The organism is Synechococcus sp. R60.1, assembly GCF_047461835.1.
In the GTDB taxonomy this organism is placed as follows: domain Bacteria; phylum Cyanobacteriota; class Cyanobacteriia; order Thermostichales; family Thermostichaceae; genus Thermostichus.
In genome coordinates this window covers 3104-27418 of sequence record NZ_JANSIA010000019.1, presented here as the reverse complement: position 1 = coordinate 27418, position 24315 = coordinate 3104, and the positions used below count along the sequence as shown (strand labels likewise).

General features: G+C 57.8%; 23 protein-coding genes and 1 tRNA gene. 15 read left to right on the top strand and 9 right to left on the bottom strand.

Annotation, left to right across the window (positions count from 1 at the left end):
* Window positions 1-200, bottom strand: a 200-nt coding sequence (locus tag NW834_RS04610; protein ID WP_414426225.1) for a DEAD/DEAH box helicase family protein, incomplete at its 3' end; no start/stop codon positions are given.
* 298 nt (window positions 201-498) lie between these two features.
* Here NW834_RS04610 and NW834_RS04605 point away from each other — a divergent pair.
* Window positions 499-2307 (top strand): DUF3352 domain-containing protein, encoded by a 1809-nt coding sequence (locus NW834_RS04605; protein WP_414419725.1) that lies wholly within the window; start codon window positions 499-501, stop codon window positions 2305-2307.
* A gap of 3 nt (window positions 2308-2310) precedes the next feature.
* Here the strand turns inward: NW834_RS04605 and NW834_RS04600 are convergent, their stop codons facing one another.
* Window positions 2311-2754: an ATP-binding protein gene (locus tag NW834_RS04600; protein WP_011432443.1), complete on the bottom strand. Its 444-nt coding sequence runs from the start codon at window positions 2752-2754 to the stop codon at window positions 2311-2313.
* Window positions 2755-2895: 141 nt separating this feature from the next.
* On the opposite strand from NW834_RS04600, the gene NW834_RS04595 reads away from it, so the two are divergent.
* The 5 genes from NW834_RS04595 (at window position 2896) to NW834_RS04575 (ending at window position 6167) form a co-directional block, all read left to right on the top strand.
* On the top strand, window positions 2896-3093 hold the full coding sequence (locus NW834_RS04595) for a cytochrome b6f subunit family protein (RefSeq protein WP_041436278.1): 198 nt from the start codon (window positions 2896-2898) through the stop codon (window positions 3091-3093).
* Window positions 3094-3130: 37 nt separating this feature from the next.
* Window positions 3131-3460, top strand: coding sequence for an HU family DNA-binding protein (locus tag NW834_RS04590; RefSeq protein WP_238376891.1), 330 nt, complete (start codon window positions 3131-3133; stop codon window positions 3458-3460).
* 12 nt (window positions 3461-3472) lie between these two features.
* The gene (locus NW834_RS04585) at window positions 3473-4933 is read left to right on the top strand and encodes a DASH family cryptochrome (RefSeq protein ID WP_414419726.1); all 1461 of its coding nucleotides are present in this window, start codon (window positions 3473-3475) and stop codon (window positions 4931-4933) included.
* Between the two features lie 99 nt (window positions 4934-5032).
* Window positions 5033-5104, top strand: a tRNA-Met gene (locus tag NW834_RS04580).
* 133 nt (window positions 5105-5237) lie between these two features.
* The gene (locus tag NW834_RS04575; RefSeq protein ID WP_011432440.1) at window positions 5238-6167 is read left to right on the top strand and encodes a restriction endonuclease; all 930 of its coding nucleotides are present in this window, start codon (window positions 5238-5240) and stop codon (window positions 6165-6167) included.
* 120 nt (window positions 6168-6287) lie between these two features.
* Here the strand turns inward: NW834_RS04575 and NW834_RS04570 are convergent, their stop codons facing one another.
* The 6 genes from NW834_RS04570 to NW834_RS04545 all read right to left on the bottom strand — a co-directional run bounded on the left by NW834_RS04570 (window position 6288) and on the right by NW834_RS04545 (window position 13153).
* Entirely contained in the window at window positions 6288-6731 is a 444-nt protein-coding gene (locus NW834_RS04570; RefSeq protein ID WP_414419727.1) for a DUF29 domain-containing protein, read from the bottom strand.
* A 488-nt stretch (window positions 6732-7219) separates the two neighbouring features.
* Complete coding sequence (locus tag NW834_RS04565) at window positions 7220-7864, bottom strand: Rho termination factor (protein WP_414419728.1); 645 nt, start codon at window positions 7862-7864, stop codon at window positions 7220-7222.
* Window positions 7857-9164 (bottom strand): AAA family ATPase, encoded by a 1308-nt coding sequence (locus NW834_RS04560; RefSeq protein ID WP_414374527.1) that lies wholly within the window; start codon window positions 9162-9164, stop codon window positions 7857-7859. Before NW834_RS04560 ends, NW834_RS04565 begins: the two co-directional genes overlap by 8 nt.
* Window positions 9165-9249: 85 nt before the next feature.
* Entirely contained in the window at window positions 9250-11457 is a 2208-nt protein-coding gene (locus NW834_RS04555; protein ID WP_414412592.1) for a phosphoketolase, read from the bottom strand.
* 34 nt (window positions 11458-11491) lie between these two features.
* Window positions 11492-12166, bottom strand: a complete 675-nt coding sequence (locus NW834_RS04550) for a cysteine hydrolase family protein (RefSeq protein WP_414419562.1) — start codon at window positions 12164-12166, stop codon at window positions 11492-11494.
* A gap of 18 nt (window positions 12167-12184) precedes the next feature.
* On the bottom strand, window positions 12185-13153 hold the full coding sequence (locus NW834_RS04545; RefSeq protein ID WP_414419563.1) for an isopenicillin N synthase family dioxygenase: 969 nt from the start codon (window positions 13151-13153) through the stop codon (window positions 12185-12187).
* 592 nt (window positions 13154-13745) lie between these two features.
* Here NW834_RS04545 and NW834_RS04540 point away from each other — a divergent pair.
* The 7 genes from NW834_RS04540 (at window position 13746) to NW834_RS04510 (ending at window position 19748) form a co-directional block, all read left to right on the top strand.
* Entirely contained in the window at window positions 13746-14216 is a 471-nt protein-coding gene (locus NW834_RS04540) for a hypothetical protein (RefSeq protein ID WP_414331929.1), read from the top strand.
* Window positions 14217-14496: 280 nt separating this feature from the next.
* On the top strand, window positions 14497-15450 hold the full coding sequence (locus tag NW834_RS04535) for a leishmanolysin-related zinc metalloendopeptidase (RefSeq protein WP_414419564.1): 954 nt from the start codon (window positions 14497-14499) through the stop codon (window positions 15448-15450).
* 125 nt (window positions 15451-15575) lie between these two features.
* The gene (locus NW834_RS04530) at window positions 15576-15857 is read left to right on the top strand and encodes a hypothetical protein (RefSeq protein WP_011432432.1); all 282 of its coding nucleotides are present in this window, start codon (window positions 15576-15578) and stop codon (window positions 15855-15857) included.
* Window positions 15858-15917: 60 nt separating this feature from the next.
* Window positions 15918-16283, top strand: coding sequence for a hypothetical protein (locus tag NW834_RS04525; RefSeq protein ID WP_011432431.1), 366 nt, complete (start codon window positions 15918-15920; stop codon window positions 16281-16283).
* Entirely contained in the window at window positions 16283-17182 is a 900-nt protein-coding gene (locus NW834_RS04520) for a DMT family transporter (RefSeq protein ID WP_414419565.1), read from the top strand. Before NW834_RS04525 ends, NW834_RS04520 begins: the two co-directional genes overlap by 1 nt.
* A gap of 82 nt (window positions 17183-17264) precedes the next feature.
* Window positions 17265-18377: a glycosyl transferase gene (locus tag NW834_RS04515; protein WP_414419566.1), complete on the top strand. Its 1113-nt coding sequence runs from the start codon at window positions 17265-17267 to the stop codon at window positions 18375-18377.
* A gap of 54 nt (window positions 18378-18431) precedes the next feature.
* The gene (locus NW834_RS04510; RefSeq protein WP_414419567.1) at window positions 18432-19748 is read left to right on the top strand and encodes a class I SAM-dependent methyltransferase; all 1317 of its coding nucleotides are present in this window, start codon (window positions 18432-18434) and stop codon (window positions 19746-19748) included.
* Window positions 19749-19884: 136 nt separating this feature from the next.
* Here the strand turns inward: NW834_RS04510 and NW834_RS04505 are convergent, their stop codons facing one another.
* Entirely contained in the window at window positions 19885-20580 is a 696-nt protein-coding gene (locus tag NW834_RS04505; RefSeq protein ID WP_414330153.1) for a hypothetical protein, read from the bottom strand.
* Window positions 20581-20647: 67 nt separating this feature from the next.
* Here NW834_RS04505 and NW834_RS04500 point away from each other — a divergent pair, with 67 nt between their 5' ends.
* Both NW834_RS04500 and NW834_RS04495 read left to right on the top strand, forming a co-directional pair.
* A complete protein-coding gene (locus tag NW834_RS04500; RefSeq protein WP_414419568.1) occupies window positions 20648-21907 on the top strand; it encodes a glycosyltransferase family 4 protein in 1260 nt (419 codons plus the stop codon).
* Window positions 21908-22038: 131 nt separating this feature from the next.
* Complete coding sequence (locus tag NW834_RS04495; protein WP_414419569.1) at window positions 22039-24204, top strand: glycogen debranching N-terminal domain-containing protein; 2166 nt, start codon at window positions 22039-22041, stop codon at window positions 24202-24204.
* Window positions 24205-24315 lie beyond the last annotated feature (111 nt).

Below are 24315 nucleotides of genomic sequence, written 5' to 3'. Positions count from 1 at the left end.
GTCTTATTGTGGGCCATCACCAAGGTGGGCCTGCCCACCTGCTGAATGGTATGGGCGATGGTAAACGTTTTGCCGGTTCCGGTTGCTCCCAGCAAGGTTTGAAAACGATGGCCTTCTGAAATCGACTTCACCAAGCCGGCAATTGCCTTAGGTTGATCTCCGGTGGGTTGATAGGGAGAAACCAGTTGAAACTCTGACATGGGTTTGACTTTCGGATGGGCCTAGATAGCTGCCGGGCTGGTCAAGGCAGGGCTGATCTGCACGTTGGTTTGGAATGGTGGTGCGGATCACAAAGGCTTGTGGGGTGCCTCTAAACTTGGCCGCCTGCTCAGCGGTGGGCTCCAGCTTGTGCACCAGGGTTAGCCTCTGTTCCATGGTAAGGTTTTATCATGCATGACTGAGGGCAGCGCTTCTTCACTAGGCCTGTTCATGCCAGCAGTGCAGAGCAGTAGGGCCTGGGTGTCCGCTCCATGTCTCCCTCGGTGCAGAGATTGAGATATGGGACGACGGCAACTCTTGCGCGGGATCCTGATTGGGCTTGGTCTTCTGGCCGCCATGGTGGTGTGGGTTGTCGTATGGCTGCTCACCCGCAGTCCGGTGGCTTTGTTGCTGGCCCACCCGGAGCTGCCGCCAATTGTGGGTTTGGCCCCTCGCTCCGCACAAGCGCTGCTGGTGTTGGCTGTTCCCCTGGACGAGGTGCAAGCGTTTTGGCAAGCGGCAACTCCTGCCCCCCAGCGACGCGCTGCCCGTCAGCAGTGGCAAAAGTTTTTCTCCCCTGAAGGCCCAGGCTGGCTGGGATCCATGCTGGCCGGGGGATCCCTTGATTTTGAGCGGGAGGTGCGGCCCTGGCTGGGGAGGAGCACCCTCTTGGCCAGTTTGCCGGAGTGGGGCACTTTGGTTGCCCTGGAAACGCGGGATGCGGCGCTCTCTCAGTTTGAGCTGAACCTGTTGTGGGAACGGCAGAGCTTGGCCGGGAGGCCGGTGCAGGTGGACACTTACAAGGGCATTCAGGTGGTGTCTAGCCCGATTCCGGGCCTGCAGGGGTTCTCGGCAGCCGTTTTCGGCGAGCAATACGTGTTGCTGGCGGAGCAGCCTGCTGCCATTCGGGCTGCAATCGATGCTTGGCAGTTGCCGCAGTTGTCTCTGGTGGCTCAGCCTCTGTTTCAGCAGGTCATCCAGCCCTTGCGGGAGGCGCATGTGGGTTGGGCCTTCTGGCAGAATCCAGAGGCGGTTTCTCCAGACGGGCTGACGTTGCAGGCGGTAGGGCTGGGGTTGGGGGTGAACTTCCAGGGCTTGGTGGCCGAAAGTGCTGCCCTCTGGCATGCGCCCGCTGGCTTCTCCTTGCCGGCGGCAGAAGCCTTTCGCCCGCAGATCCTTCAACATCTGCCGGATGAGACCTTGGCGCTGATTTCCGGAGAGAATCTGGCCTCAGTTTGGCAGAGCCTGGGGCAGATCCAGCCCCTAAATCCCCTGGGATTGCGGGTGGATCCCGGCCAGTGGCTGCAGCGCTTGCAATCTCAGGTGGCGCTGGACTGGCAGCGTCTGTTGCCGGAACGGGGAGAGTTTGCCTTTGCCCTTTTGCCCGGCGACGGGGATCCAGCCTGGCTGTGGGTCGGTAAGCTGCCGGATGAGTCGGTCGCGACAGCGGGACGGAGTCCTTATTTCGACTTGGATGAGCGGGCACGCGCCCAAGGCTGGCAGGTAATCTCTCTGGCAACGAAGCGCGGCACCGCCACTGCCTGGGCCCAACCGACCACTCCTGCGGGGGAGACGGAGTCCTTGCCGTCAGAACCCCCGCCGGTGGCGACAGCGGGACGGAGTCCTCACCGCTCTATCCATCGACCGGAGATCCCTGTGTTGGCAGGCGAGCCGCTGGAAGTCAGCGGGAAGGGAGGATCCGCGTCATTGCAGGCGGCAGAGGCTCTCCCCCAAACGCTGCCAGGGATCCCGCTGCCGGCACAGGTGTATCATGCCGATCGCAAAGGCTATTCCTACCTGGCCTCTTCTTTGGGGGCTCTGGAGACGGCCCTCGCGGATCCCCCCTTGAGTGCAAATCGCGCCTGGCGCAAGTTGGTGGCTTCCCTGCCCCACCGCAATTTGGGCTATGGCTATGGATCCCTGGGGTTGCTCTTGGAAAGCGAGCTGCCCGACCCGGTCGCGTCAGCGGCGCGGAGCGCTAAGGGATCCCGCTGGGCATCCACGCGCTTTGCCTTCGCCACCACAGCCCTAGCGGTTTCTGAAGCTCCCTACCCCGATCGGGGCTGCCAGATTACCCAAATGGGCAAGCTGTTTTGGGAGTGGCATTGAGGGTCAGACTATCCAGGGATCCCGGCAGTTGGCGTGGATGTATTTGGCCAGGTAGACCTGGTTGCCTGTTTCATTCCACTCCACAAAGTCGAAGATTTGGGTGAGCAGCAGCATTCCTCGGCCCGACTCTTCGGTTTCCAAGATGTTATGTTGGCATCGGTGGAGCTTCTCTTGGGGACAAAAGCCGGGCCCTTGATCCCGCACCAGCCATTGGTAAAAGGGCTCCGAGCTGGCGTACTCGATGATCACTTTCTTGTTGGGATCGAGGCCGTTGCCGTGGCGGACGGCATTGATGATTGCTTCCTGTAGGCCCAAACGTATTTCCGCTCTCCAGGCAGGAGGGACTTTTGAGATCAAGAGATCGAGGACAGGCTGAGTGTAGAGGGTGGAGGGAAAGCTGATAACGCTCCAGGAGCAGTGGGCGGGTTTGAGGGAAAGGGCAATCACGGAGGCAGTCTTCCCTGGGGCACGGCACTCTGACCCCATTCTAGCAATCCCATCGGGGTCAACCCCAGCAGAGGTGCGGCAGGAGCTCGGCAAGGGGACTTTTGCCGTACCATCTTGAGTGGTAAGTCTCTTCGCGGTTTTATGGCGATCAAGGTTGGAAATAAGGTCAAAGTTCGCTCTGTCCAGGATCGCGGACAAGAAAACCTCAGCGCTCTGGTGGGCAAAGAGGCTGTGGTGCTGGCACGGCGTGTGGTCGATGGCAGCGGTGTCGGCTACATTCTGGAGTTTCCCGATCGCTCTCGACATTGGTTTTTCGAGAGTGAACTGGAGGTGCTCTAAGCCCCTGTCTGTGTTCTGTTGTCTAGAGGGTCGGTCGGTGGCTTCTCCTCCTCATTTGACTCGCCGTTTGCTGGCCCGCCAGATGGCCGCGCAGGTGGATGGCCTGACCGTGGAAATGGCTGCTGCTGCTCTGGAGGCTATGCTGGACAGCATTAGCCAATGCCTGGCCCAGGGGGGATCCGTGCGGCTGGCTCGCTTTGGCACGTTCTCGCTGCGCCATCGTCCCGCCCGGCAAACCTATCATCCGCGCACCAAGGCCCCTGTTCACATCCCGGCTGCCGATGTGCCTCATTTTGTTCCCAGCCCTGAGCTGGGGCGTCCAGCTGGGGTTCGGGTGTCCAAGTCTGAGTCCGCGGGATCCGTGTAGGGTAGCTGCAGAATGACCGTCCTGCTGTGGTTTCGCACCGACTTGCGCCTGCTGGATCACCAGCCGCTGACGCGGGCCTGCCAACAGGGATCCCCTTTGATCCCCTTGTATTGCTTGGATCCCCGCCAGTTCGGCGAGACTTCCCTTGGGCTCCGCCCCAGAACCGGCCCTTTCCGCGGTCAGTTTTTGCTGGAGAGTTTGGCAGATCTGCGGCAGCAGTTGCGGTCGCGCGGCTCGGATTTGGTGATCCGCCAGGGACAGCCAGAACAGGTGATCCCCACCTTGGCACAGGAGTGGGGGGTCGAGGCGGTCTATGCCCATGAAGAGGTGGGCACCGAGGAGAAGGAGGTGGCGGCTGCTGTTGAGCGGGCTTTGCGGTCTCTGGGGATCCGGCTGCAGGTTGATTGGGGCCATACCCTCTATCACCCTGAGGATCTCCTCTTTTGTCTCTCGCAACTGCCGGAGCTGTTCACCCGCTTTCGAAAGCAAGTCGAGGGGAGCACCCCCATCCGGGATCCCTTGCCCATTCCCTCGATCCCCCCCCTGCCATCGGGTTTGGATCCCGGCCCTCTGCCCACCCTGGCCTCGCTGGGGCTATCCCCACCTGCCGGGGATCCACGGGCCCGCTTCACCTACCTTGGCGGCAGCACTGCTGCCCATGCCCGCCTGCAAACCTACTTTTGGGATCGGGATCGGCTGCGCATCTACAAAGAAACCCGCAACGGCATGTTGGATCCCGACGATAGCTCCCGGCTTTCTGCTTGGTTGGCCCTGGGCTGCATCTCCCCTCGCACCGTCTATGCCGAGGTCAAGCGTTACGAGCAGGAGCGGGTGCGCAATGAGTCCACCTACTGGCTGGTGTTCGAGCTGCTGTGGCGGGATTATTTTCGGTTTATCTTGGCCAAGCACGGCGCCAAACTGTTCCGTCCCTCTGGGATCCAAGGGATCCCTATCCCTTGGCAGCAGGATTGGCCGCGCTTTCAGGCTTGGTGTCGGGGTGAGACGGGCTACCCCTTGGTGGATGCCAACATGCGGGAGCTGGCGGCTACCGGATTTATGTCCAACCGGGGACGGCAGAATGTGGCCAGCTTTTTGACCAAGAACCTGGGCATCGACTGGCGCATGGGCGCTGAGTGGTTTGAGTCGCTGCTCATCGACTACGACGTGGCCAGCAACTACGGCAATTGGAACTACACCGCCGGCGTAGGGAACGATGCCCGCGGCTTCCGCTACTTCCACATCCCCAAGCAATCTCGCGAGTACGATCCCAAAGGAGACTATCTGCGCCACTGGTTGCCGGAATTGGCCGGGATCCCGGGGGATAAAATCCACGAGCCCTATCGCCTCACTGCTGCCGAGCAGAAGCAATTTGGAGTCCGATTGGGGGTGGACTACCCTCGCCCACTGGTGGATTTGGAGAAGTCTCTCGCGGCCAACCGACGGGTTTATGAAGCTGCCCTGGCCTGCCGATAGGCATTGCCTTGTCTGGGGCTTCTTCCCGAGAGGGGGCTGAGGGGATTTTCTGAGGCGCAGTTCCGGCCCAAGAGTGCTATTCTAGTTAAGCACTATCCTGGCTCAGTAGCTCAGCGGTAGAGCAGGGGACTCATAAGCCCTTGGTCGCGTGTTCAAATCACGCCTGAGCCATCCATGCCAAACTCTTGTCAGAGGTTTCCGAGCCTGACAGATACCCTAGCTGGCTTGCAGCAGAGGGTTGGCGTAAAGTTATGGGTGGAACCTACTTCGGTTTGAGATCCCTGTCTTCACATCGGTTCTACAAATGGCCGTTCCCGATTATCAGAGCTTGATGTTGCCACTTCTCCAGTTTGCAGCACGTAAAGAAACCGAAATATCAACCAGCGAAGCTGTTGAAGTTCTGGCAAAGGAACTGGGCCTCACAGAGGACGATCTCAGGGAGATGCTGCCGAGCGGTGTACAGCCAACCTTTGTCAATCGCGTCGGCTGGGCTGCAACTTATATGAAAAAGGCAGGGCTGCTGGAAACAACGCGCAGAGGATTCTACCAAATTACTGACCGCGGAAGAGATCTTCTTGAAAAACAGCCCAAAACCATCAATGTAGAGTTACTCAGGCAATATCCTGAATTCCGAGAATTTGAGGGGCCCAAAGACACAAGAAGCAGCAACAAGGCAAGCAAACAAAAAGCTTTATCAGAGACTTCGGCAGCGACACCATTAGAGCAGTTAGAAGCTGCATATGAAAGTCTCCGTGACAAACTGGCTGACGAATTGCTTGCCAAGCTAAAGAAAGTATCGCCCGCCTTCTTCGAAAAGGTTGTTGTGGAACTGCTGGTCAAAATGGGCTATGGAGGTTCACGAGCAGATGCGGGCAAAGCAATTGGCAAGAGTGGCGATGGTGGAATTGATGGGATCATCAAAGAGGACAAACTCGGTCTTGATGTTGTGTATATTCAGGCAAAGCGTTGGGATAGCAATCCGGTAGGTCGTCCTGATGTCATGCAGTTTGTGGGTGCTTTACAGGCTCAAAGAGCAAACAAGGGTATTTTTATCACTACCTCCAGGTTTACTGAAGACGCTAGCAGCTACGTTTCGCAGATCGGCAGTAAGATTGTTTTGATTGACGGCGAACAACTAACAAATCTAATGATTGAGCACGACGTTGGCGTATCTACAGTTTCATTGTATCCGGTAAAGAAGATTGATAGTGATTATTTTGAAGAGAGCATCTAACATCGGAGTGAGAAAATTGAGCTGCTAGGGCCAGCAGAGTTAACACAAGGAGCAAAGCTAGCAAAGTTCATGTAGTGCCATCGCCTTCTTAAGTATGGGCATAAGTATCGAGGTCTAGCGTCACTGGGAATTCTCCTGTTCGGGGTAAAAGTCGGGATCCATCACCTGATCCAATGTGTAGGGACACTGGGCAGGCAGATCGTCCAGAGATAGGGGCGTTTCTTTAACCACCAGCAGGACGCTCTTTTGATAAGCTTTATTCATTGCTTCAACCAGATAAGACTTAAGGCTGGGATTATCCGCAATTAACTCCTGCACCTCTTGCCGCTGTTCGATGATTGTGGCTGTCCAACTTTTGCTTCGTTGTTGAGGCTGAAACTGCCACTTTAGCAAATGGCCCACCAGGATCCCTAGCCGATTCACCAATTCGCGGCGTTCTTGCCTGCCCAAAGTCTCAATCTCCTCCACCAAGTTGGGAATATCCAATCGATCCCACTGCCCCGATCTCAGCAGTGCGGCTTGCTCTTGCGTCCAGGCATAAAAGTCGCAGTCGTAAAGCGCCATGATCCATTCCTAACAGGACACCGGCCAAAGATAAGTCAATCCTACCGGTTCCAGCCGTTGAGCTTCGACCTCATAAGTTTATCGAGTCCTCAAACTCTGTAGCTACAAAGCCTCGGATCTGTGGCAGCGTTGGATCCCAATGGGGCCTGACCCTGAACAATATGAGGTTTCAACAGGTCTGGAGCGCTTGATCACGGCCCAGGATCCAGGCGATAAGGGGGGGATCCCTGTGGTCAAGATAATACCGGACGGTTTGGGTCAGGTCGATCTCCAAGATGCTGGTGATCATCCTGTGCATGAGCTCCAGATGGATCCGGTCGTCCTAGGTAAGCAGAGCATACCTGCCATGGAGGCTGTTGTTGAGAGCGGCCAAGGCTGTTTGGGTGGCAGTAGCCATTCAAAGGGAGGCTTGAGGCAGGCATCCCACAGCAATCGGAGTCGGGCCTCGGTGATGTGGAGAGGAGAATATGTTTTTGAAGGGATCCCTTTCAGCTCTCTCCTTTTTTCCGCGAGCGAGTTGAGGTCGCTTTCTTCGCGCCAGCGGATGCCGCAGATCTCTTGGATGATTTCTTCAGAGTAGGGGGCAACGCTGTAGGAGTTACGAAAAATACTTCCGATAGGGCATCCAGTTTTTTGCCTCGCGTAATTTTGCACCCAAGCTTGGTTATGGGGGTTAAGTCCTGCCACCAACTTCTATCCGCGTCTGCAATCCGGGCAGCTGCAATGGTTACATCGACTCCCTTGAGGGGACTGCTGGGTTGCTCGGCTAGGTATCTTAGCGCAGCCAAGATAGTCTCTCTCGATGTATTGGTCAAATTTACCTTCGGAACAATTTCTTTGGCGAGAATCTGGGCCTGCTTAACCTGCTCTGGATCAGGATCGACAACGATACACCATAGCCTTTCCAGTCCCGCTTCTTGAGCAACTGCATAGACAAAATGGTTACCAATGGCCTTGTACTGATAGTCGCCAGCCTCGACCACCAGCAGAGGAACCCAGTTGTGTCCTCCTGTCGCCCTTAGCTGATCTGCGGCTGCGGCAACAAGGAAGGAGGGAGCAGAAAACCCATCGGCGGGCGTAATGCTCTCAAGGGGTAAGTTAACCAATCTACCTAGATCTGAAAACTCACTCATCGATAAAGTACTCACGGGCAAGACTCTGGTAGTATTCTAAAACTCTCCGATTAAAGACGGCAGGCCTTCGATCAAAGCTTGCAGAGGATATCACTGCATAGTCAGGTATCCTAAAAATGCTTTTGTTTTCATTACCTCTCTTAAAATGCGGCCAGAAATATGGAAGTAGGTTCATGCTTCTCTCTTGGCTGACAATTTTTTCTATCTCATCATTTGCTCGTTTAATAGTGTTTTCGCTTTCTGAGGGGACGCCATTGAAAAAGATAGGCAAAGTCCTGGGGCCACCATCCTGTCGTGACCTAGCAGTTTCTGGAACAAATCTGGTGATTACTCTAGCAGCATTATTCAGGGAAGACAGATCGTCGGGGCGGGTAGGTATCAAAATAACATCGGCAGCAAAAACACCACTCTGGCTAAAGTAAAGCCATTGAGTTGGGCAGTCAATTAGGATGTAATCATACTCATTGCGAAGAGGGGCAATCAGATCGCGAAGGCGCCGAGTTCCCTTCTGGATATATGCTACCGCCTGGCTATCAGTTAACGTTTCCAGTTCAGGGTCTCTTGGGATGATGTCAAAGATGGAAACTATACTCTGTTTGCCTTGTCTAACTGTCTTGAGTCTGTATGTTTGGACAACGGAATGAACATCTATTTTGGGATCCTTTAAGCACTGCGTCAGTGTAATTTTTCCAGTAGTAACTCCCAAGCTTCTTGTCAGATCTCCTTGGGAATCAAAGTCAACAACTAAGACTTTCTTTCTCTTTGTTGCTAGTGCTGCTGCAAGGTTAATAACTGTTGTTGTTTTGCCTACGCCCCCTTTATTGTTATACACGCATACAGTCAGAGCGCGCTCATAGTTTTCTATCTTGTCTCGCAAGTTACGCACTATGCTCTCAATGTTATCTGAGCTAATATCAAGGTTTGCTGTAGCGGGGTGAACGACTTTTCCGTGCTTCCTCCAAAGCTGGATGTTATTTGCATTGGTGATAATTCCCCATTTTGCAGATTTGCAGTCCTTGGCAAGCAAGTAACTTTCTATCTGACAAACTGCATCTCTATAGCAAGATCCTTCTCTGAGATTAACTGCTCTAGATTTTGCCTCCAAAAGCAAGTAGGGATTCTTCGGGGATCTAAAGAAAATATCTTCAGGATCTCCGTTCTTTCTTGCTGCGAGATCGACCTGGCCGCAACCTGTCTCGAATTCTTCTCTAATTTCCGAGTCGTCAAAGCCAAGCGCCTGCAGGAGAGGAGAAGCAAAGTGTTGGACAACAACTCGCTCTACCCTCTCGGTGGGAGACATCCTCTCAAGCTTCTCTCGGAGATATCTAGCCGCAGTCATAGGAAAAAATAAGGTGGACAATGCTAACCAAGCTAAAAGCTCGCCCTCAGCATAGCAGTTGCTTGGCTCGTTCTGACAGTGCCTGAGCTGTCAGGCCGTTGTAGTCCATCAATTCGGCGGGGGTGGCGGTGGTTTCGCCGCGTTTCCAAGCGAAGAAATCCCGCGGGCCGGCATAGCGCAACATCAAGGGTTCGAGCATCAGGCTAGATCCGCCTGTTACGCCGATGAGGGCCTCGCCGGCAAACCAAGCGGCAAATTCTTGGTCGGACATGAATTCCCCATCTGGCTGGGCACAGGTGGACCAAGCCACGTCGCCGGGGCGATACAGACGGCGGGGGTTAATCACCGAGACGATCTTGCAGCCGATCCCTTGGGCTTGGAGCTGCTCAGCCGCCTCGAACACGGGCAGGAGAATCATATCCCCCACCACGGCAAAGACGACGGTGCGGGATCCAGGAAGTTCCTGAAGGACGGTGCAGCCCTGCTCTACTGCTTGGCGGGCTTGTTCGAGGGTGGTGCGGATGGGCAGGGGGGTTTTGCTGGCGATGATAGGGATCCCTTTGTTGCAGGTGGATAGGGCCCATTCGTAGGCAGCTTGGGCACAGTTGGCATCCGGCGGGAAGAGGGGGAAGACGTTGCCGTTGCGCATCATGGCTGCCAGGTAGGCTTCAATTTCCGGGCGTTGGTGGGTCCAGCCGTTGCGCCCCTGTTCCAGAGCGCCGGCAGTGAAGAGGGCAATGGCCGAGGGGGTGGGCCGGCGTAGCTCCGCCATGGCTTGGGTTACCGTCTGCCAGATGGGTAGGCCGTTGACGGCAAAGGACTCGTAGGAGCACCACAGGGAGCGTCCGCCGAAGAGCGCCAGGCCCGCCGTCAGTCCTGCGCAGGCATCTTCGCTCAGGGGCTCATAGACTTGTCCTTGGGGCTGTTGGTTGTATAAGGGATCCACCGTGGGGTGAATCACCTTGAGACCTTGGTTCACATTGGCAATGCCGGAAGCTTCGTTGCCGTCGGCATTGGCCACCAAAAAGTCGGGATCCTTCTGCCCCACCTGCACCACGAGGGATCCGATGGCCGTGGTGGAAACCTGCTTGTCCCCTAGGGGAAACTCCGTTAGGTTTAGGGATCCCAAAGGCGGCAAAGGCCGAACGAACTCTGTAACCGCCACCTTGGCGGCTGGCCCCCCGGCTGCCCGTTGGCAGTTTTGTCGCACCAGGGCCCAAGCTGCCGGATGTAAGGCCCGCGCCCGCAGAGCCGCCACAATGTCCGGGTGATCCAGAGTGTGGTGGCCGTAGAGGTTGTGGGACTTGGATCCCTTGGCATGTACCCCAGCCCCCTTCAGTTGCTTGAGGATGAAAACCGTTAATTGTCCGCTCAGGGCTGATTGGATGGCTCGCTCCATTTCGATCAGCACCCTTTGGGCAAAGGCAAGGCGGGCTTCTAGGGAAAACTGAGTGCTGTCGACGTAAGGGCCAGGCTGTTGGGCATCGTCAAAGTCCTTGGCATCCACCAACACCACTTCCTCAAAGCCGTTGCCCCGCCAATACTCGGCCATCTGGGCGTTGCTGGCGGTGGAGATCATGCTGTGGTGCTCTTGGCTGTAGCCGTTCCAGACCAGCACCGGCAGGAAGTTGGTGCGCTGCGGGAAAGCCGTGTGGAAGTGAATCATGGAGCTCATCACATAGGGCTCCCCCAGGCCGCCATCCCCAATCGTGACCGGGAAGAGGCGATCCGGGTAGAGTAATGCCCCCGCCATGGCAAAGTGCTGCCCCTGCCCCAGCGGCCCAGCCGGCGCCAGCAGTCCGGGAATGTAGCCAGAGAGGTGACCCAACAGCCCTTCCCGCTCTCGAAAACGGGCCCGCAGGTCGGCGACGGTGTGGATGCCCATCTCGGCCAGGGATCCATCCAAAAACATGGCCGCGTAAAAGCCCGGCGCGTGGTGCCCAACTTCGGTGGGGATGTTCTTCTGGCCCAGGTACACCAGAGCTGCATAGGCTTCTGCTTGGCTGGCAAATCCCCCTGGGTGGCCTGAGGCTTTGCTGGCGGTCATTTGCAGGGTGAGGTAGCGCAAGGCATCGGCATAGAGCAAGGTTTGGTAGGCGGCCATACGACTGCCGGGATCCCTCAGTTTCCCGGTGCCGGCATCCACTGCAGGGGCCTGGCCCAGGCGGTCAAATTCCGGCCAGGGATCCCCGAAGTACTGGATCCCTTCGCAAAAGGCGGGGACTTGGGCAGTTGCCTCCTGAGCCAGTGTCATCGGTTCAGCCTCACGCTTGTTGGGTTATTCACACTCACTGTAAACCCGATAACGCTTTTTGGATGTTCTGAGCAGAACTCGTCCAGCCGACGATGCCCCCTTGCGCCCGGATCATCTCCAGGGTGGCTTGCTTGAACTCTGGGAAGTAGCTGGCGGTGCAATCTTCCACCAGCAGGCACTCATAGCCGCGGTCATTGGCCTCGCGCATTGTGGTTTGCACGCAGACTTCTGTGGTTACCCCGGTGAACAGCAGGTGGGTGATGCCGCGCTTTTGCAAGATTTCTTGCAGCTCGGTGGCGTAGAAAGCCCCCTTGCCGGGTTTGGGGATGACGATCTCTCCCGCAAGCGGAGCAAGCTCAGGGATGATGGTGTTGCCCGGCTCTCCGCGAATCAAAATCCGCCCCATAGGGCCTTCATCCCCAATGGTCAGGGATCCCTTGCCGCGTTTGCGCTTGCTGGGCGGGCAATCGGAGAGATCTGGCTGGTGACCCTCCAGGGTGTGGATGATGGTTAGGCCCTTCTGACGACAGAAGTCCAGCAGTTCCTCCAGGGTGGGCACAATGGATCCCAGTTGGGTGACATCATTGCCCAACATTTCCCCAAAGCCGCCCGGATCCAGGAAATCTCGCTGCATATCGATGATCACCAGGGCCAACTGAGACAGGCCGGGAACTTCATACTCGTAGGGCAAGGCCGGGATCCGAACCATAGAGACCCCCAGTTGGGATCAATGCTGGGGCGGGGATCCTGCCTCGGCCAGGCCGATTTCCCTCAACCGCTGGGCCAAGTATTCTCCGGCAGTCAGGGAAGGGAACCGAGGGATCCCGCCGGTGCGGGCCACACAAGTCGGCAAGGGTGTGAGATCCACCTCTGGCCGCGGATGCACAAAGAAGGGAATGGAAAAGCGGCATTCTTGAGGGTTGTCGGGGTTGGTCACCCGATGGGTGGTGCTGCGCAACAGGCCATTGGTGAGGTTTTGCAGCATATCCCCAGCATCGACAATGATCTGACCGGGCAGAGCCGAAATGGGCAGCCAAGATCCATCTCGTTGCAGAAGCTCTAGACCTGGTGCGGTGGCTTCACACAAGAGCGTAATCAAGTTGATGTCTTCATGGGCTGCAGCTCGTAAACTCTGGGGAGGGGCTTCAGCGGGAAGGGGCGGATAGTGAATCACCCGCAAGAGATTGGCTCCTCCTTCCGCCGCTTTGGGCAGGTATTCGGCAGGCTCCCCCAGATACAGAGAGATTGCTTGCAACAGTCCCTGGGCACAGGTTTCCAATTGGGCGAACAGCTCTAGCATCACCCTGCGAAATTGGGGCACCTCCCGAGGCCAGATGTTGGCAGGAAGGTGGGGATCCCCTTCGCGCCCGATGTGCCAAAACTCTTTCAAGTCAGGGTAGGGGTGATTTTTGGCATGTTCTTTGCCAAAGGGGGTGTACCCTCGTTGCCCCAGCAGGGCCGGATCCTCATAGGCTCTCTTGGTTGGCTCTGGCAAAAGAAAAACGGCTTCTGCGGCTTCATAGGCTTCCCGGATCAATTCCGGCGATAGGCCATGGTTGACCAAGGCAAAAAAGCCAATCTGCTGCAGGGCTTCCCCCACCTGGCGGACAAACTGCTCCCGCTCACCTGCCGTTCCTTTCTGGAAGGCGGCAAAATCGACAACCGGCAGAGTCTGGCGTTGGGGAGTGGTTACCACGGCAAAAGTCGTCTCCGGCGAAGAGTCAACGCTATTTCTAGGCAGCGGGCTTGGTACCCTATGCTATCCTTCCTAAGAAGCCAAGGGGAGAGTTCTGAATCGAAGACGGTCTGTTCGGGGTTCATCTACAATATCTAGAGTCTAAAGCTGCTCAGCTACTTGCCTTCCCACAAGATGCAGGTAGAATCCTGCCGGACAGCCTCTGTCCCTTTTGTCTGGAGATTGCACCTTAGTAGCGATTAGTAGTGACCTGTGCCCTTTTCGGGAAGGCTGTGATAGAGTCGATAAAACCAAAGTTATGACTGAGTTTTCCCCAAGAGCAGTTTGAGCGCTGGGTAGGCGAAATGGAGGGAGTTGTTCTGTTGTTGCAGTGGCTTAACTTGGTAAGGCAGGGCAGGCTACTTCTTCCCTCTTTAGCCGATTAAAGTTTTTGTGAAGTTAGGGATTAAGTTGGGGTCTCTGTTGCTTGTCAGCTATAACCGCGCCTAGAATTGCCGAGGATTGATGTTTCTGGAGATGGTTTGCAGACACTATTGATTTTGCTTTCCTTTGCTTGCTCTCAATCTATTGACCTTTCGAGACCGACTGCCCTATGACAGACACTCATCCCTGTGCCCCCTGTATTGTGAATACGGGAACTCTGGTCAATAAGCGGGATATTTACCGACTCCTATCCGATTTGGCCCGTGTTCGCTACTTTGATATCGTCGATGGCTCAGTGCGGAAGCAAGGGGAAGGCTGCGTGGTGGATGTTTTTCAGGATCCCACTGCTGCCACACTGGTGGTAAACCGTAGCCTCTACTTAAATGTGAACAGCTTTGACTATGCCTGTCTGCGGGATCCCGCTTCCGAAGAAGAGATTGCCAACCTGGGCAAGGAGCAGCCGGGCGTGGTTATCGACTTGGTTCAGGACGGACGTATTCTGCGCTTGGTTCCCCTGGTGGAGCCGCGTTCGGATCCCGAGGAGCTCTTGGGGGATAACCAGGCGCTGCGGGCAGCGGTGGATGTTTTGGCTGCGGGCTGGGGCATAGAAGAGGAAAACTCTTCCGACTCCTCAGATTGAGAGATCCTGACCTGAAAATATAGACCTCCAAACCCACCTCTTCCCGGCCTTGAAGTTGACCGGTGCGGTGTGACGCAAATCATGCTCAGGAGGAGGGTCGCAACCGGTATGATCCAACTGGGCCGTGAGGCTCTTTGCGTTTGGGGGTGGTGTGAAGGTTTTTTCGGGGCAGCGACAGCTTCTGGGGAAAGTATGGGGTCTGCGTCTGCTTGGATCCCTGGTGGCTGTGCTTCTGGTACTGGCGCTCAAGGCCTGCGGGGGAAGTGGTGGTTCCTCTTCTGTGAGTGTCATTCCCACTCCCATTCCAACCGTCATTCCCACCTCTACTCCAACTGTTGTTCTCACCCCTACTCCGACTGTCATTCCTGCCCCTTTGCCCTCGCCAACGACTGCGCCTGCTTCCCAGTTCACCATTGACGTTCGCTTTCCCGACAACAGTCTCACCCCCACCCAGCAGTCGATCGTCCGCAATGCCGCTCTGCGCTGGCAACAGATCATCGTTGGCGACCAGCCGGATCTGCCCCCCACCACTATTCGGGCCGACGAATGTGATCGAGGGTTTCCCAGCACGCCACTCAATTTCCCCATCGACGATCTGTTGGTGGAGGTGCGGGCCAGAAATCTCGGCGACGAGCGAATTTTGGGGGGAGCTGCTCCCTGTTTTGTACGGGCCTCTAATGGTCTGCCTTTTTACTCCGTAGTTCTGTTCAACAGTCAAAATCTATCTGCCCTGGAAGAACGAGGGGATCTGCCCATTACCGCCCTGCACGAGTTGGGCCATGCCTTGGGCTTCTTGCCCATCGTCTGGGATCCCAAGGGGCTAACGGTGGGCTTGGTGGGACGGGATCAGCCTACGCCCCCTGGCTACGATCCCCGCTTTATCGGCCCCAGGGCAGTCAGCGCCTTCACTAGGCTGGGAGGAAACGCGCCCTCTGTGCCCTTGGAGAACCAGTTTGGGGAGGGATCCCGAGATTCCCATTGGCGGGAGAATGTCTTGGGCCGCGAGCTGATGACCAGCCGCATCGACCGGGGGGTAGCCAACCCCTTAAGCATTCTCACCGTCGAAGCAATGGCAGATATCGGCTATGACGTGAACCCGGCAGCGGCGGATGGCTTTGCTTTGGGGCGCGGCAGGGGGGTCTCTCAACCTTTGGAGCTGCAAGAGCTGGAGTTGACCCTACCCCTACAGCGATTTGACGCCGAGGGCAGGCGGGTGGGGGATCCCCAGGCCTAAGAAAAGGAGTATATCTACTCATGGCCAAGAGGCTACCTTTTAACAATAATGAAGGTCGAGTTGTATAACTTCACAACATCGACATAACATCGACAAGTTCTCACCTCATCTCTTTGCAATTAGCTATGGGTATCCTCAAAAAGCTTTTCGGCGGCCTGTTCTCCTTCTTCGGCATTCTCTTCGGCGGCTTGGTGGATTTTGTTACCGGGCCTTTTCGTTCTGCACCAGCTTCTCCCAGCTCTGCTCCTGCGGCTACAGCAACTGCTCCTGCCAACAAGCCCAAGGTGGTGGTGGAGAAGCCTTTTGTGCCCAATGAGATCTCGGCTCCGCGTCCTAACCGTCGCCCTGGCCCGGCTTTGGATGTGTTCCGGGCTATGGTTCAGGAGATCCCTTCGGCGCGGGCTTAGTCTGCCCATCTTCGGGAGCAGCTCGTAAGATGGAGGTGACACCGCTGGAGACTGCTCTCTATGTCCGATCTCTCTTTCTCAGAACAAGAACGGCTGAAACAGCTTGAGCGTGAACTGGAGCAGGCGGCTGCAGCCTCTCGGGAGTCGGGAACATCCGTTGCGTCTCGGGGGAAAAGTGCCGTTCGAGCTTGGATTGAGACTTGGGGGCGTCCACTGGTGACGGTCTTCGCCATTCTGGGCTGTATTCTTCTGGTTGGGCTGTTCTTCCGGGTTTTCGGCACTGTTCTCAGGTGGGCGGTGGTGGCGGGGTTGGGCTACCTGCTCTACGCCTGGGTGGTGGCACCGCGGCTGGGCCTTCCCACCGGAGCTAAGTCGAAGCCAGAGGACGGCGGTAGCGGTGCGGAGCACCATCTCGACAGCTTTTGATGCCTAGGGATCCCTGGCGAGCCTATGTTTACCTGGCGGCGGCCATCTTGGGCTGGGCCACGGCTGCCAGCGCTTTTAAGTTTGGGTTGCAGCACCTGTCGCCGACGGTCTTGCTGATTTTTTCGGCATTGAGCTCTTGCTTGATCCTGGGGATCGTTTTGGTGGTTACAGGGCGGGCGAGGTTGATCGGCAAGCAGAAGGGATCCCAAGTCCGCCTATCGGCTCTTCAGGGGCTGCTCAACCCCCTTGGCTACTATGGGGTGTTGTTCCAGGCTTATGACCGCCTGTCGGCTCAGGCGGCGATGGCTTTGAACTACACCTGGCCGCTGGTGCTGGCTCTTTTGGCGGTGCCGCTGTTGGGAGAGCGCTTTCGCTGGCGGCTGGTGTTGGCCTTGGGGGTGAGCCTGCTGGGGGTGGTGCTGGTGGCTACGGGGGGATCCTGGGGCACCTTGCAGGTGGAGGATCCCTGGGGGGTGCTGCTGGCGGTGGGCAGCTCTGGAATCTGGGCGCTCTACTGGCTGCTCAATGTGCGGGATGGGCGAGATGCGGTGCTGAAGCTGTTTATGGGGTTTCTCTTCGGCAGCCTCTATGGCCTGCTACTGCTGCCGTTTCAGGAGGTCTCTTGGACAGTTGCGGGGCTGGGTTGGGCGGCTTACATTGGTCTGGCGGAGATGGGCTTAACTTTTGTGTTTTGGCTGCGGGCTCTGGAGTTGGCGGGCCATCGGGGATCCCTGGCCAACTGGGTGTATGTGACGCCCTTTTTGTCGTTGGGGTTGATTGCGGTGCTGTTGGGCGAGAGGATTGCGCTGGGATCCGTGCTGGGCCTGGGTCTGATTTTGGCCAGCAATCTGTGGGGATCCCATAGGGAAAAGCCCCCCGCGGATCCTGTTCTGTCCTGAGGCGGTTGCGTTCGCGCCAGCGGGACGGAGTCCTATCGCGTTAGCGGGACGGAGTCCTATCGCGTTAGCGGTGCAGAGCACAATGAATCCCATTCCTCTGTATGTGGCGGCAACAGCTCACGGGTTTGGGCACGTTACCCGTCTGGCGGCGGTCGTGAATGCTTTGCTGCGGCGGGATCCCCATGTTCTGCCCATCTTTGTTACGCCGGCTCCCCGCTGGCTCCTGGAGCGTTACGTGGAGGGGAAGTTTCTCCATCGGCCGCGGGCGTTGGATGTGGGGGTGGTGCAGCCGGATGGGCTACAGGCCGATCTGCCGGCTACGTTGGCTGCCCTCAAGGCGTTTAAAGCCAGCGCTGCGGAGCTTGTTCGAGAAGAAGCGGATTTCATTCGAGCCCAGGGGGTGCCTTTGGTGTTGGCGGATGTGCCGCCCATTGCTGCGGCGATTGCCCAGGCTGCTGGGATCCCTTGCTGGATGGCCAGTAATTTTGGCTGGGATTTCATCTACCAAGAATACGGCCCTGAGTTTCAACCGTTTGTGGCCTGGGTTCGGGAGCTCTATGGGCAATGTGACCTTCTGTTTCGCCTGCCCTTTAGCGAGAGCATGGTCGCGTCAGCGGTGCGGAGCACTAGCGCTTTTCCGCGTCAGCAGGAGGTGGGGCTGACGGGATCGGATCCCCGCTACCCACCAGAAGAGGTCGCCGCCCAGTTGGGGTTACACCCGGATCAACCCAGGGCTTTGTTCACCTTTGGCGGGCTAGGGGTACGGGGGTTTCCTTACGAGCGGCTCCAAGATTTTCCCGACTGGCAGTTTCTCACCTTTGATCCGGAAGCTCCCCCCTTGCCCAACTTGCGGGTTTTGGATGGGCGGGTGTGGCGACCGGTGGATGTGATGCCCCTCTGCCGCTGGGTGGTGTCCAAGCCGGGCTATGGCACTTTGGCGGAGGCCCTGCGCAGCCGCACACCTATGGCCTGTGTTACCCGCTCTGGGTTTGCCGAGTCGCCGTTGCTGGTTGAGGGTCTGCAGCGCTATGGCTGGCATCGCATTCTCTCGCCAGAGGAGTTTTTTCAAGGATCCTGGGACTTTTTGCAGGATCCCGCCCACCCACCCCAGAGGCCGGATGGATTGGATCTGCAGGGGAATGAAACCCTGGCTGCTGCCTTAGAGGCATTCCTGCGGGGAAGGGATCGCGGGTAGCATAAAGGGCAGCTTCCTGCAGCGGATCCCTTCACGGTAGCGGTGTGGAGCCCTATGGCCAGCAGCTCGTTCGGGTCAGCGGTGCGGAGCACTGCGGAATCTTTGCGGCAACTGTACGAAGAATTGCCCTACCCCAATGTTTCCATTGAGGCCTCGGGCCGCAACGCCATTGACGGGTTGTACCGCCTGAGCTTGACGACGGCTCAGTACGCTCGCACCCGCGCCATTGTGCCCAGCGAAGGCGCTCTCATTTTGAATGCTGGCTGCGGCTCGGGCTGGGAAACGTTGATCTTGGCGGAGGCCAATCCGGGGGCGCGGCTGGTGGTGTGCGACCTGTCGGCAGAGTCGGTACGGGTGACGGAGCGACGCTTGCGCTACCACGGTTTCGGAGAGGTGGAGTTGTATGTTCTCGACCTGTTGGATATCGAACAGTTGGGGTTGGAATTTGACTTCATCAGCCTTAACGATGTGCTCTATCTGCTGGACGATCCGGTGGCGGGGCTAAAAGCCCTCAAGCGGGTTCTCAAACCTGACGGGATCCTGCGGGCCAACCTGCACCACGCCTACCAGCGGGAGGTGATCTTTCGCCTACAAGAGGCGTTTCGGCTGCTGGGGCTGTTTGATCTACCCACTCCTGAGGCCTGTCAGCGGGTACGGGAATTCATGGCCAGTTTGGCCTCGGACGAAATGCGGGCAGCCCTGCGCTGGAACCCTGAGATCTACAAAGACGACACCAACATCCGGGCCAACTACCTCTTGCCAGGAGACAAGGGCTTCCTGATCCCCGACCTGATGCGCATGCTCGAGGAAGCTGAGCTGGGCCTGGTTTGTCTGGTGGACTATGCCGACTGGGATCCGGCGCTTTTGTTCAAGGAGAGGGCCATGCCCCCCTGGTTGCAAGCTGAGTTGGACAAGCTCTCGCCTGCGGATCAAAATCACTTTTATGAGCTGATCTACCCCAACCATCGCCTCATTGACTTTTGGGCGGAACACCCCGGCTCTTCCTTGGTCTTGCCCTGGAGCGACGCCGATTGGCTGGGGGGCAGGGTGCAGCTTAACCCCATCCTGGCCGACAACGTCGAATTTCGCCAAAACTTCGCCAAAGCCTACGAGAAGAAGCTGGAGTTTGCCATGAATTGGCCGGGATCCAGCTATGGGCGCCTGACCATCTCAGCCCCTCAGATGGCTTGGCTGGGATCCCTGTTGCATGGGCCAACGGCAGTGAAAGCCTTGATTGAGCAAGCGGCCCAGGTCAACAAGTTAGAGCTGGAAGCGGCCCGGGAGGAAGTGCTCACCTACCTGGCGGGGCTGGAGTCGTTTTTGTTTGTGATGTTGGATCCAATTCCAGGCCCTTTCTCTGGGGGGGAGTAAAGCCCTGGCACTCCCCTTGAATCCCCGGCGCCTCTGCCGAGGCTGGCGGGCCGGTTCGTCGCTATTTTTGGTTCCCGCCGGGTTGCGGAGACAGTCTTGGAGCGATGCCAGTCGTCGAGGGGGGAGGGATCCCTCTCTAGCGATCCACCAGGCGCAGCTCGAAGGTGAGGATGTTGGCGGCCAAAATCTCCAAAGCCCCGCCCTCAATGAGGTCGCGAGTGAGGGCAGCCCCGGAGCCACTTTGTTGGATCAATTCGCGGCTGCGGCGCACCGTCTCCTGTCGCTGGGGGTCGTCCACAACCACCTGCCGCTGATTGGACAGGCTGAGGCGATAGAAATTGGGCAGATCCCCCCGGGTGGCATCAATGGCCAGATTGGTCTCTTCAGGGGCTACGCGGAAGGGGGCACGGGCGGTGAGCAGAGCCACCTGGATATCTTGGTCTCGCCCATCAAGGCCCTGCAGCTCGGATATATCGATCTGGAAATTGAGGGTATCGCGGTCACGGGTAAGGCGATTAACCCGTACCTGGTTAAAGCCAACGGCAAACTCTCGTTCCGGCTCTCCAAACCGCTGGATGGTGGCTTGCAAGACCGACTCTTCGTTGAGGGGGGTAACCCGAATGAGGTAATCCCAGTCCCGCACAAAGGTGTACTCGTTGGGCCCCACACGGACGTTGGGATCCACCAAGTTGGCGGTAGGGCCAGGGCTGCCGGCCCGGCTGAGAGCTACCATGTACCAGTAGTTGGGGCTGATGGGCAAACCCAGGGTCATGCGTACTTCCAGCACTGGCCGCGCCCAAGCGGCAACAGCCGTGAGAGCCGTTATGGCCATGGCTCCCAAGCAACTCCACAGCCAGCGCTGAGGAGGAAAATTAAGCTGCGGCGGGCAAGAGCAAGTGATGGCTGGGGTTCTCATTCAAGCCTCTTCAACTCTCCGGCAGGTGGCGGCAGCCCGAACTCCTTTCCTGCTCACTCTGGAACAGTCTAGCCAGGAATGGCGTGCCCTCAACAGGGGATCCCAAGGGTCGGCGGCGGAGCGCCAGCAGAAGTTTTCGTTAAGCAGTGATGATTCGGTGTGGAGGATGGCTATGCGCATTGCTCAGATTGCCCCTTTGCATGAGAGTGTGCCCCCCAAGCTCTACGGCGGCACCGAGCGGGTTGTGTCTTGGCTCACCGAAGAGCTGGTGCGGCGGGGGCATGAGGTGACGTTGTTCGCCAGCGGCGACTCCCAAACCCAAGCGCGTCTAATCCCCTTTCGGGAGCGGGCTTTGCGTTTGGATCCCACGGCCATCGACACAGTGGCTCCTCATGTTTTGATGGTCGAGAAAGCCTTTCAGATGGCCGACGAGTTTGACATTATCCACGGCCACATCGACTACTATCCCTATGCCCTGGCCCGTCGCCACCCGCAGGTTTCTTTTTTGGCCACCCTACACGGGCGACTGGACATTCCGGAGCTGCAGCCCCTCTACACCGAGTTTCAGGACATTCCGGTGGTCTCCATCTCCAACGCCCAGCGGCTGCCGCTGCCCCAGGCCCGCTGGGTGGGGACGGTCTACCACGGCTTGCCCCTGGATCTCCACCGTTTCTATCCAGAAAAGGGGGACTACCTGGCCTTTTTGGGCCGGGTCTCCCCGGAAAAAGGGCTGGACACGGCTATTGAAATTGCGGCGCGGGCAGGGATGCCGCTGAAGGCTGCTATCAAGATCGATGCGGTGGATCGCCAGTACTACGAGTTAGAAATTAAGCCTTTGGCCAGTCGCCACCCCAATGTGGAGATCATAGGGGAAATCACCGACCAAGAGAAAAGCGAGTTTTTGGGCAAGGCCTATGCGGTGCTGTTTCCCATCCGCTGGCCGGAGCCCTTTGGGCTGGTGATGATTGAAGCGATGGCCTGTGGCACGCCGGTAATTGCCACCCGTTTTGGCTCAGTACCCGAGGTAATGGCCGACAGGCGCTCCGGCTTTATTGTCGACTCGGTGGAGGAAGCAGTGGAGGCTGTGGAGAAGGTGGGATCCCTGAGCCGAGCCGGGGTGCGGCAGGTGTTTGAGGAGCGGTTCAGCGTGGAAAGAATGGTGTCGGACTACGAGGCTCTCTACCGCCAACTGGTGAACGAGCGGCAGGAGATGTCGCGAAGAAGGCAGCTTAATAAGGCTTAGATGGGCCAAGTAGCAGCTAGGGCTGCTGGGCTGCATCGGGGGGCCCCTGCTTCTTCGCCTTCTTTGAGTGGACCGATAGCAGTAAGCTGTTCGCGTAGGAGACCGGCTGGATAGGGATCGAGAAGACCGAGATGGCAGAAGACATCATCCAAATTCAAGATCAGTACTACATCCGGGCCAGCGCCTCTTGGGTGGAGGCACGCTCTCATGTTCTCAAGCATGACAACTGCTTTGCCATCTTTGACCGGCGAGGGAACATGCGCCCCCTCGGCATCCGGGATCATGGCCTCTTCCGGGACGACACCCGCTTTTTGTCCCGCTGGGTGTTGGACTTGCAGGGAAAGCAGTTCCTGCTGCTCAGCTCAGAGGTGCGGGAAGACAAAGATATTTTGGCGGTGGATCTGACCAACCCGGAGTTCACCACCTCAGAGGGGCAGTTTATCGGTCAAGATACCCTGCATGTTCTACGGACTACTTTTCTGTGGAACAACGTAGCCTACGAGCGCATTCGCATTCACAACTACGGCTCGGAGCCGTTTCGCGTGCCGATTACCCTGCGCTTTGAGGCGGACTTTGCCGATATTTTTGAGATCCGGGGCATCCGACGGGCCCAGCGGGGTCAAGTGCTGCCGGCCCAGGTGAACCCTGAGGGAGTGGTTCTCCGCTACCGCGGCTTGGATGGAGTGGAGCGGCAAACCCAGTTGCAATTTTTGCCGGCGCCGGAGCTAGTGTCGGAGAAGCTGGCGCAGTGGTGGGTGCCTTTGGCCCCGCAGGAGGAACGGGATTTGGAGCTGAGGGTGATCTGCAGCTACGGCGGGGAGGAGATTGCCCCTTTGACCTACCAGGAGGCTCTGCAGGCGGAGCGGGAGCAAAGGGCTTCCTTGCGGGCGCAAGCCCACCGGATCGACACCGGCAATGCTCAGTTTAACGATTGGCTCAACGCCTCACGGGATGATCTGCTGATGATGCTCACCCGCACTCCCTACGGGCTTTATCCCTATGCGGGGGTGCCTTGGTTTACCACGGTCTTCGGGCGCGACGCCCTGATCACCGCCCTGGCCACTCTCTGGTGGTTTCCAGACTTGGCGCGGGGGGTGCTGCTGTATCTGGCGGCCCACCAGGCCCAGGAGGTGGATCCCAGTCGCGATGCCGAGCCTGGCAAGATCCTGCATGAGCAGCGCTCCAGCGAGATGGCCAAGACGCGCGAGATCCCCTTTGGCAATTATTTCGGCAGCATTGACTCCACCCCTTTGTTTGTGGTGCTAGCAGGGCGCTACGTGCGCCGCAGCGGCGATCTAGAGCTGTTGCGGCAGCTCTGGCCAAACATCGAAGCAGCCCTGCACTGGATGGACACTTACGGGGATGCGGACGGGGACGGCTTTTTGGAGTATGCCGGCAAGGCGCGGCGGGGCCTGCGCAACCAGGGCTGGAAAGATTCTGAAGATGCCATCTTCTACCCGGACGGATCCCTGGCAGAACCCCCCTTGGCCCTGTGCGAGGTGCAGGGCTATGCCTACGAAGCTAAGCAGTTGGCAGCAGAGATGGCCGAGCTGCTGGGGCGGCAAGAGCAAGCAGCCCAGTTGCGACAACAAGCGGAAAAGCTGCAGCAGCAGTTTTGGGATCACTTCTGGTGCGAAGAGTTGGGGGGCTATGCCCTGGCTTTGGATGGCCAGAAGCAACCCTGCCGGGTGCGCAGCTCCAACATGGGCCACTGTCTGTTTTCGGGGATTGCCCATCCCGAGCATGCTGCCTGCATTGCCCGGCAACTGCTGGAGCCAGCTTTCTTCAGCGGCTGGGGGATCCGCACGGTGCCGGAGGGAGAGGGCCGCTACAACCCCATGTCCTACCACAATGGCTCCATCTGGCCCCACGACAATGCCTTGATTGCCGCAGGCTTATCTCGCTATGGCTTCAAGGGCGAAGCGGTGCGGGTCTTGACAGCGCTGTTCGATGCCAGCCAGTTTCTGGAGCTGAAGCGGCTGCCTGAGCTGTTTTGTGGCTTTCGGCGGCGACAGCGGGAGGGCCCCACCCTTTATCCGGTGGCCTGTCTGCCCCAGTCTTGGGCGGCGGCCAGTGTGTTTTTGCTGCTGCAGGCTTGTCTGGGGCTGGAGATCGACGGGCTGGCTCAACGGGTACATTTAACCAAGCCCACTCTGCCCCTGTGGCTGCCCCATGTCATTCTTGAGAATGTGCAGGTGGGCCAGGGATCCCTGGACATCGGTCTCTATCTGCAGTCAGGAGGGGTGGGGATCACCGTCCTCAGGAGTGTGGGGGACGTGGAATTGACGGTGAAATAATTGCAAAATTCAAGACATCCGCAACACAACCTACAACTAAGTTTCACCTGCCAAATGTGGCGATAGGGACACAACTCAACAGTTCAGACAGCCTCTCCCTATCCCACATCA

What these genes read in the sequence shown, in the direction of transcription:
- NW834_RS04605 (WP_414419725.1), top strand. Translation starts at nt 499, where the DNA reads ATGGGACGACGGCAACTCTTGCGCGGGATCCTGATTGGGCTTGGTCTT.
- NW834_RS04595 (WP_041436278.1), top strand. Translation starts at nt 2,896, where the DNA reads ATGGCGATCAAGGTTGGAAATAAGGTCAAAGTTCGCTCTGTCCAGGAT.
- NW834_RS04585 (WP_414419726.1), top strand. Translation starts at nt 3,473, where the DNA reads ATGACCGTCCTGCTGTGGTTTCGCACCGACTTGCGCCTGCTGGATCAC.
- NW834_RS04575 (WP_011432440.1), top strand. Translation starts at nt 5,238, where the DNA reads ATGGCCGTTCCCGATTATCAGAGCTTGATGTTGCCACTTCTCCAGTTT.
- NW834_RS04570 (WP_414419727.1), bottom strand. Translation starts at nt 6,731, where the DNA reads ATGGCGCTTTACGACTGCGACTTTTATGCCTGGACGCAAGAGCAAGCC.
- NW834_RS04565 (WP_414419728.1), bottom strand. Translation starts at nt 7,864, where the DNA reads ATGAGTGAGTTTTCAGATCTAGGTAGATTGGTTAACTTACCCCTTGAG.
- NW834_RS04560 (WP_414374527.1), bottom strand. Translation starts at nt 9,164, where the DNA reads ATGTCTCCCACCGAGAGGGTAGAGCGAGTTGTTGTCCAACACTTTGCT.
- NW834_RS04555 (WP_414412592.1), bottom strand. Translation starts at nt 11,457, where the DNA reads ATGACACTGGCTCAGGAGGCAACTGCCCAAGTCCCCGCCTTTTGCGAA.
- NW834_RS04550 (WP_414419562.1), bottom strand. Translation starts at nt 12,166, where the DNA reads ATGGTTCGGATCCCGGCCTTGCCCTACGAGTATGAAGTTCCCGGCCTG.
- NW834_RS04540 (WP_414331929.1), top strand. Translation starts at nt 13,746, where the DNA reads ATGACAGACACTCATCCCTGTGCCCCCTGTATTGTGAATACGGGAACT.
- NW834_RS04530 (WP_011432432.1), top strand. Translation starts at nt 15,576, where the DNA reads ATGGGTATCCTCAAAAAGCTTTTCGGCGGCCTGTTCTCCTTCTTCGGC.
- NW834_RS04525 (WP_011432431.1), top strand. Translation starts at nt 15,918, where the DNA reads ATGTCCGATCTCTCTTTCTCAGAACAAGAACGGCTGAAACAGCTTGAG.
- NW834_RS04520 (WP_414419565.1), top strand. Translation starts at nt 16,283, where the DNA reads ATGCCTAGGGATCCCTGGCGAGCCTATGTTTACCTGGCGGCGGCCATC.
- NW834_RS04515 (WP_414419566.1), top strand. Translation starts at nt 17,265, where the DNA reads ATGAATCCCATTCCTCTGTATGTGGCGGCAACAGCTCACGGGTTTGGG.
- NW834_RS04510 (WP_414419567.1), top strand. Translation starts at nt 18,432, where the DNA reads ATGGCCAGCAGCTCGTTCGGGTCAGCGGTGCGGAGCACTGCGGAATCT.
- NW834_RS04505 (WP_414330153.1), bottom strand. Translation starts at nt 20,580, where the DNA reads ATGGCCATAACGGCTCTCACGGCTGTTGCCGCTTGGGCGCGGCCAGTG.
- NW834_RS04500 (WP_414419568.1), top strand. Translation starts at nt 20,648, where the DNA reads ATGGCTGGGGTTCTCATTCAAGCCTCTTCAACTCTCCGGCAGGTGGCG.
- NW834_RS04495 (WP_414419569.1), top strand. Translation starts at nt 22,039, where the DNA reads ATGGCAGAAGACATCATCCAAATTCAAGATCAGTACTACATCCGGGCC.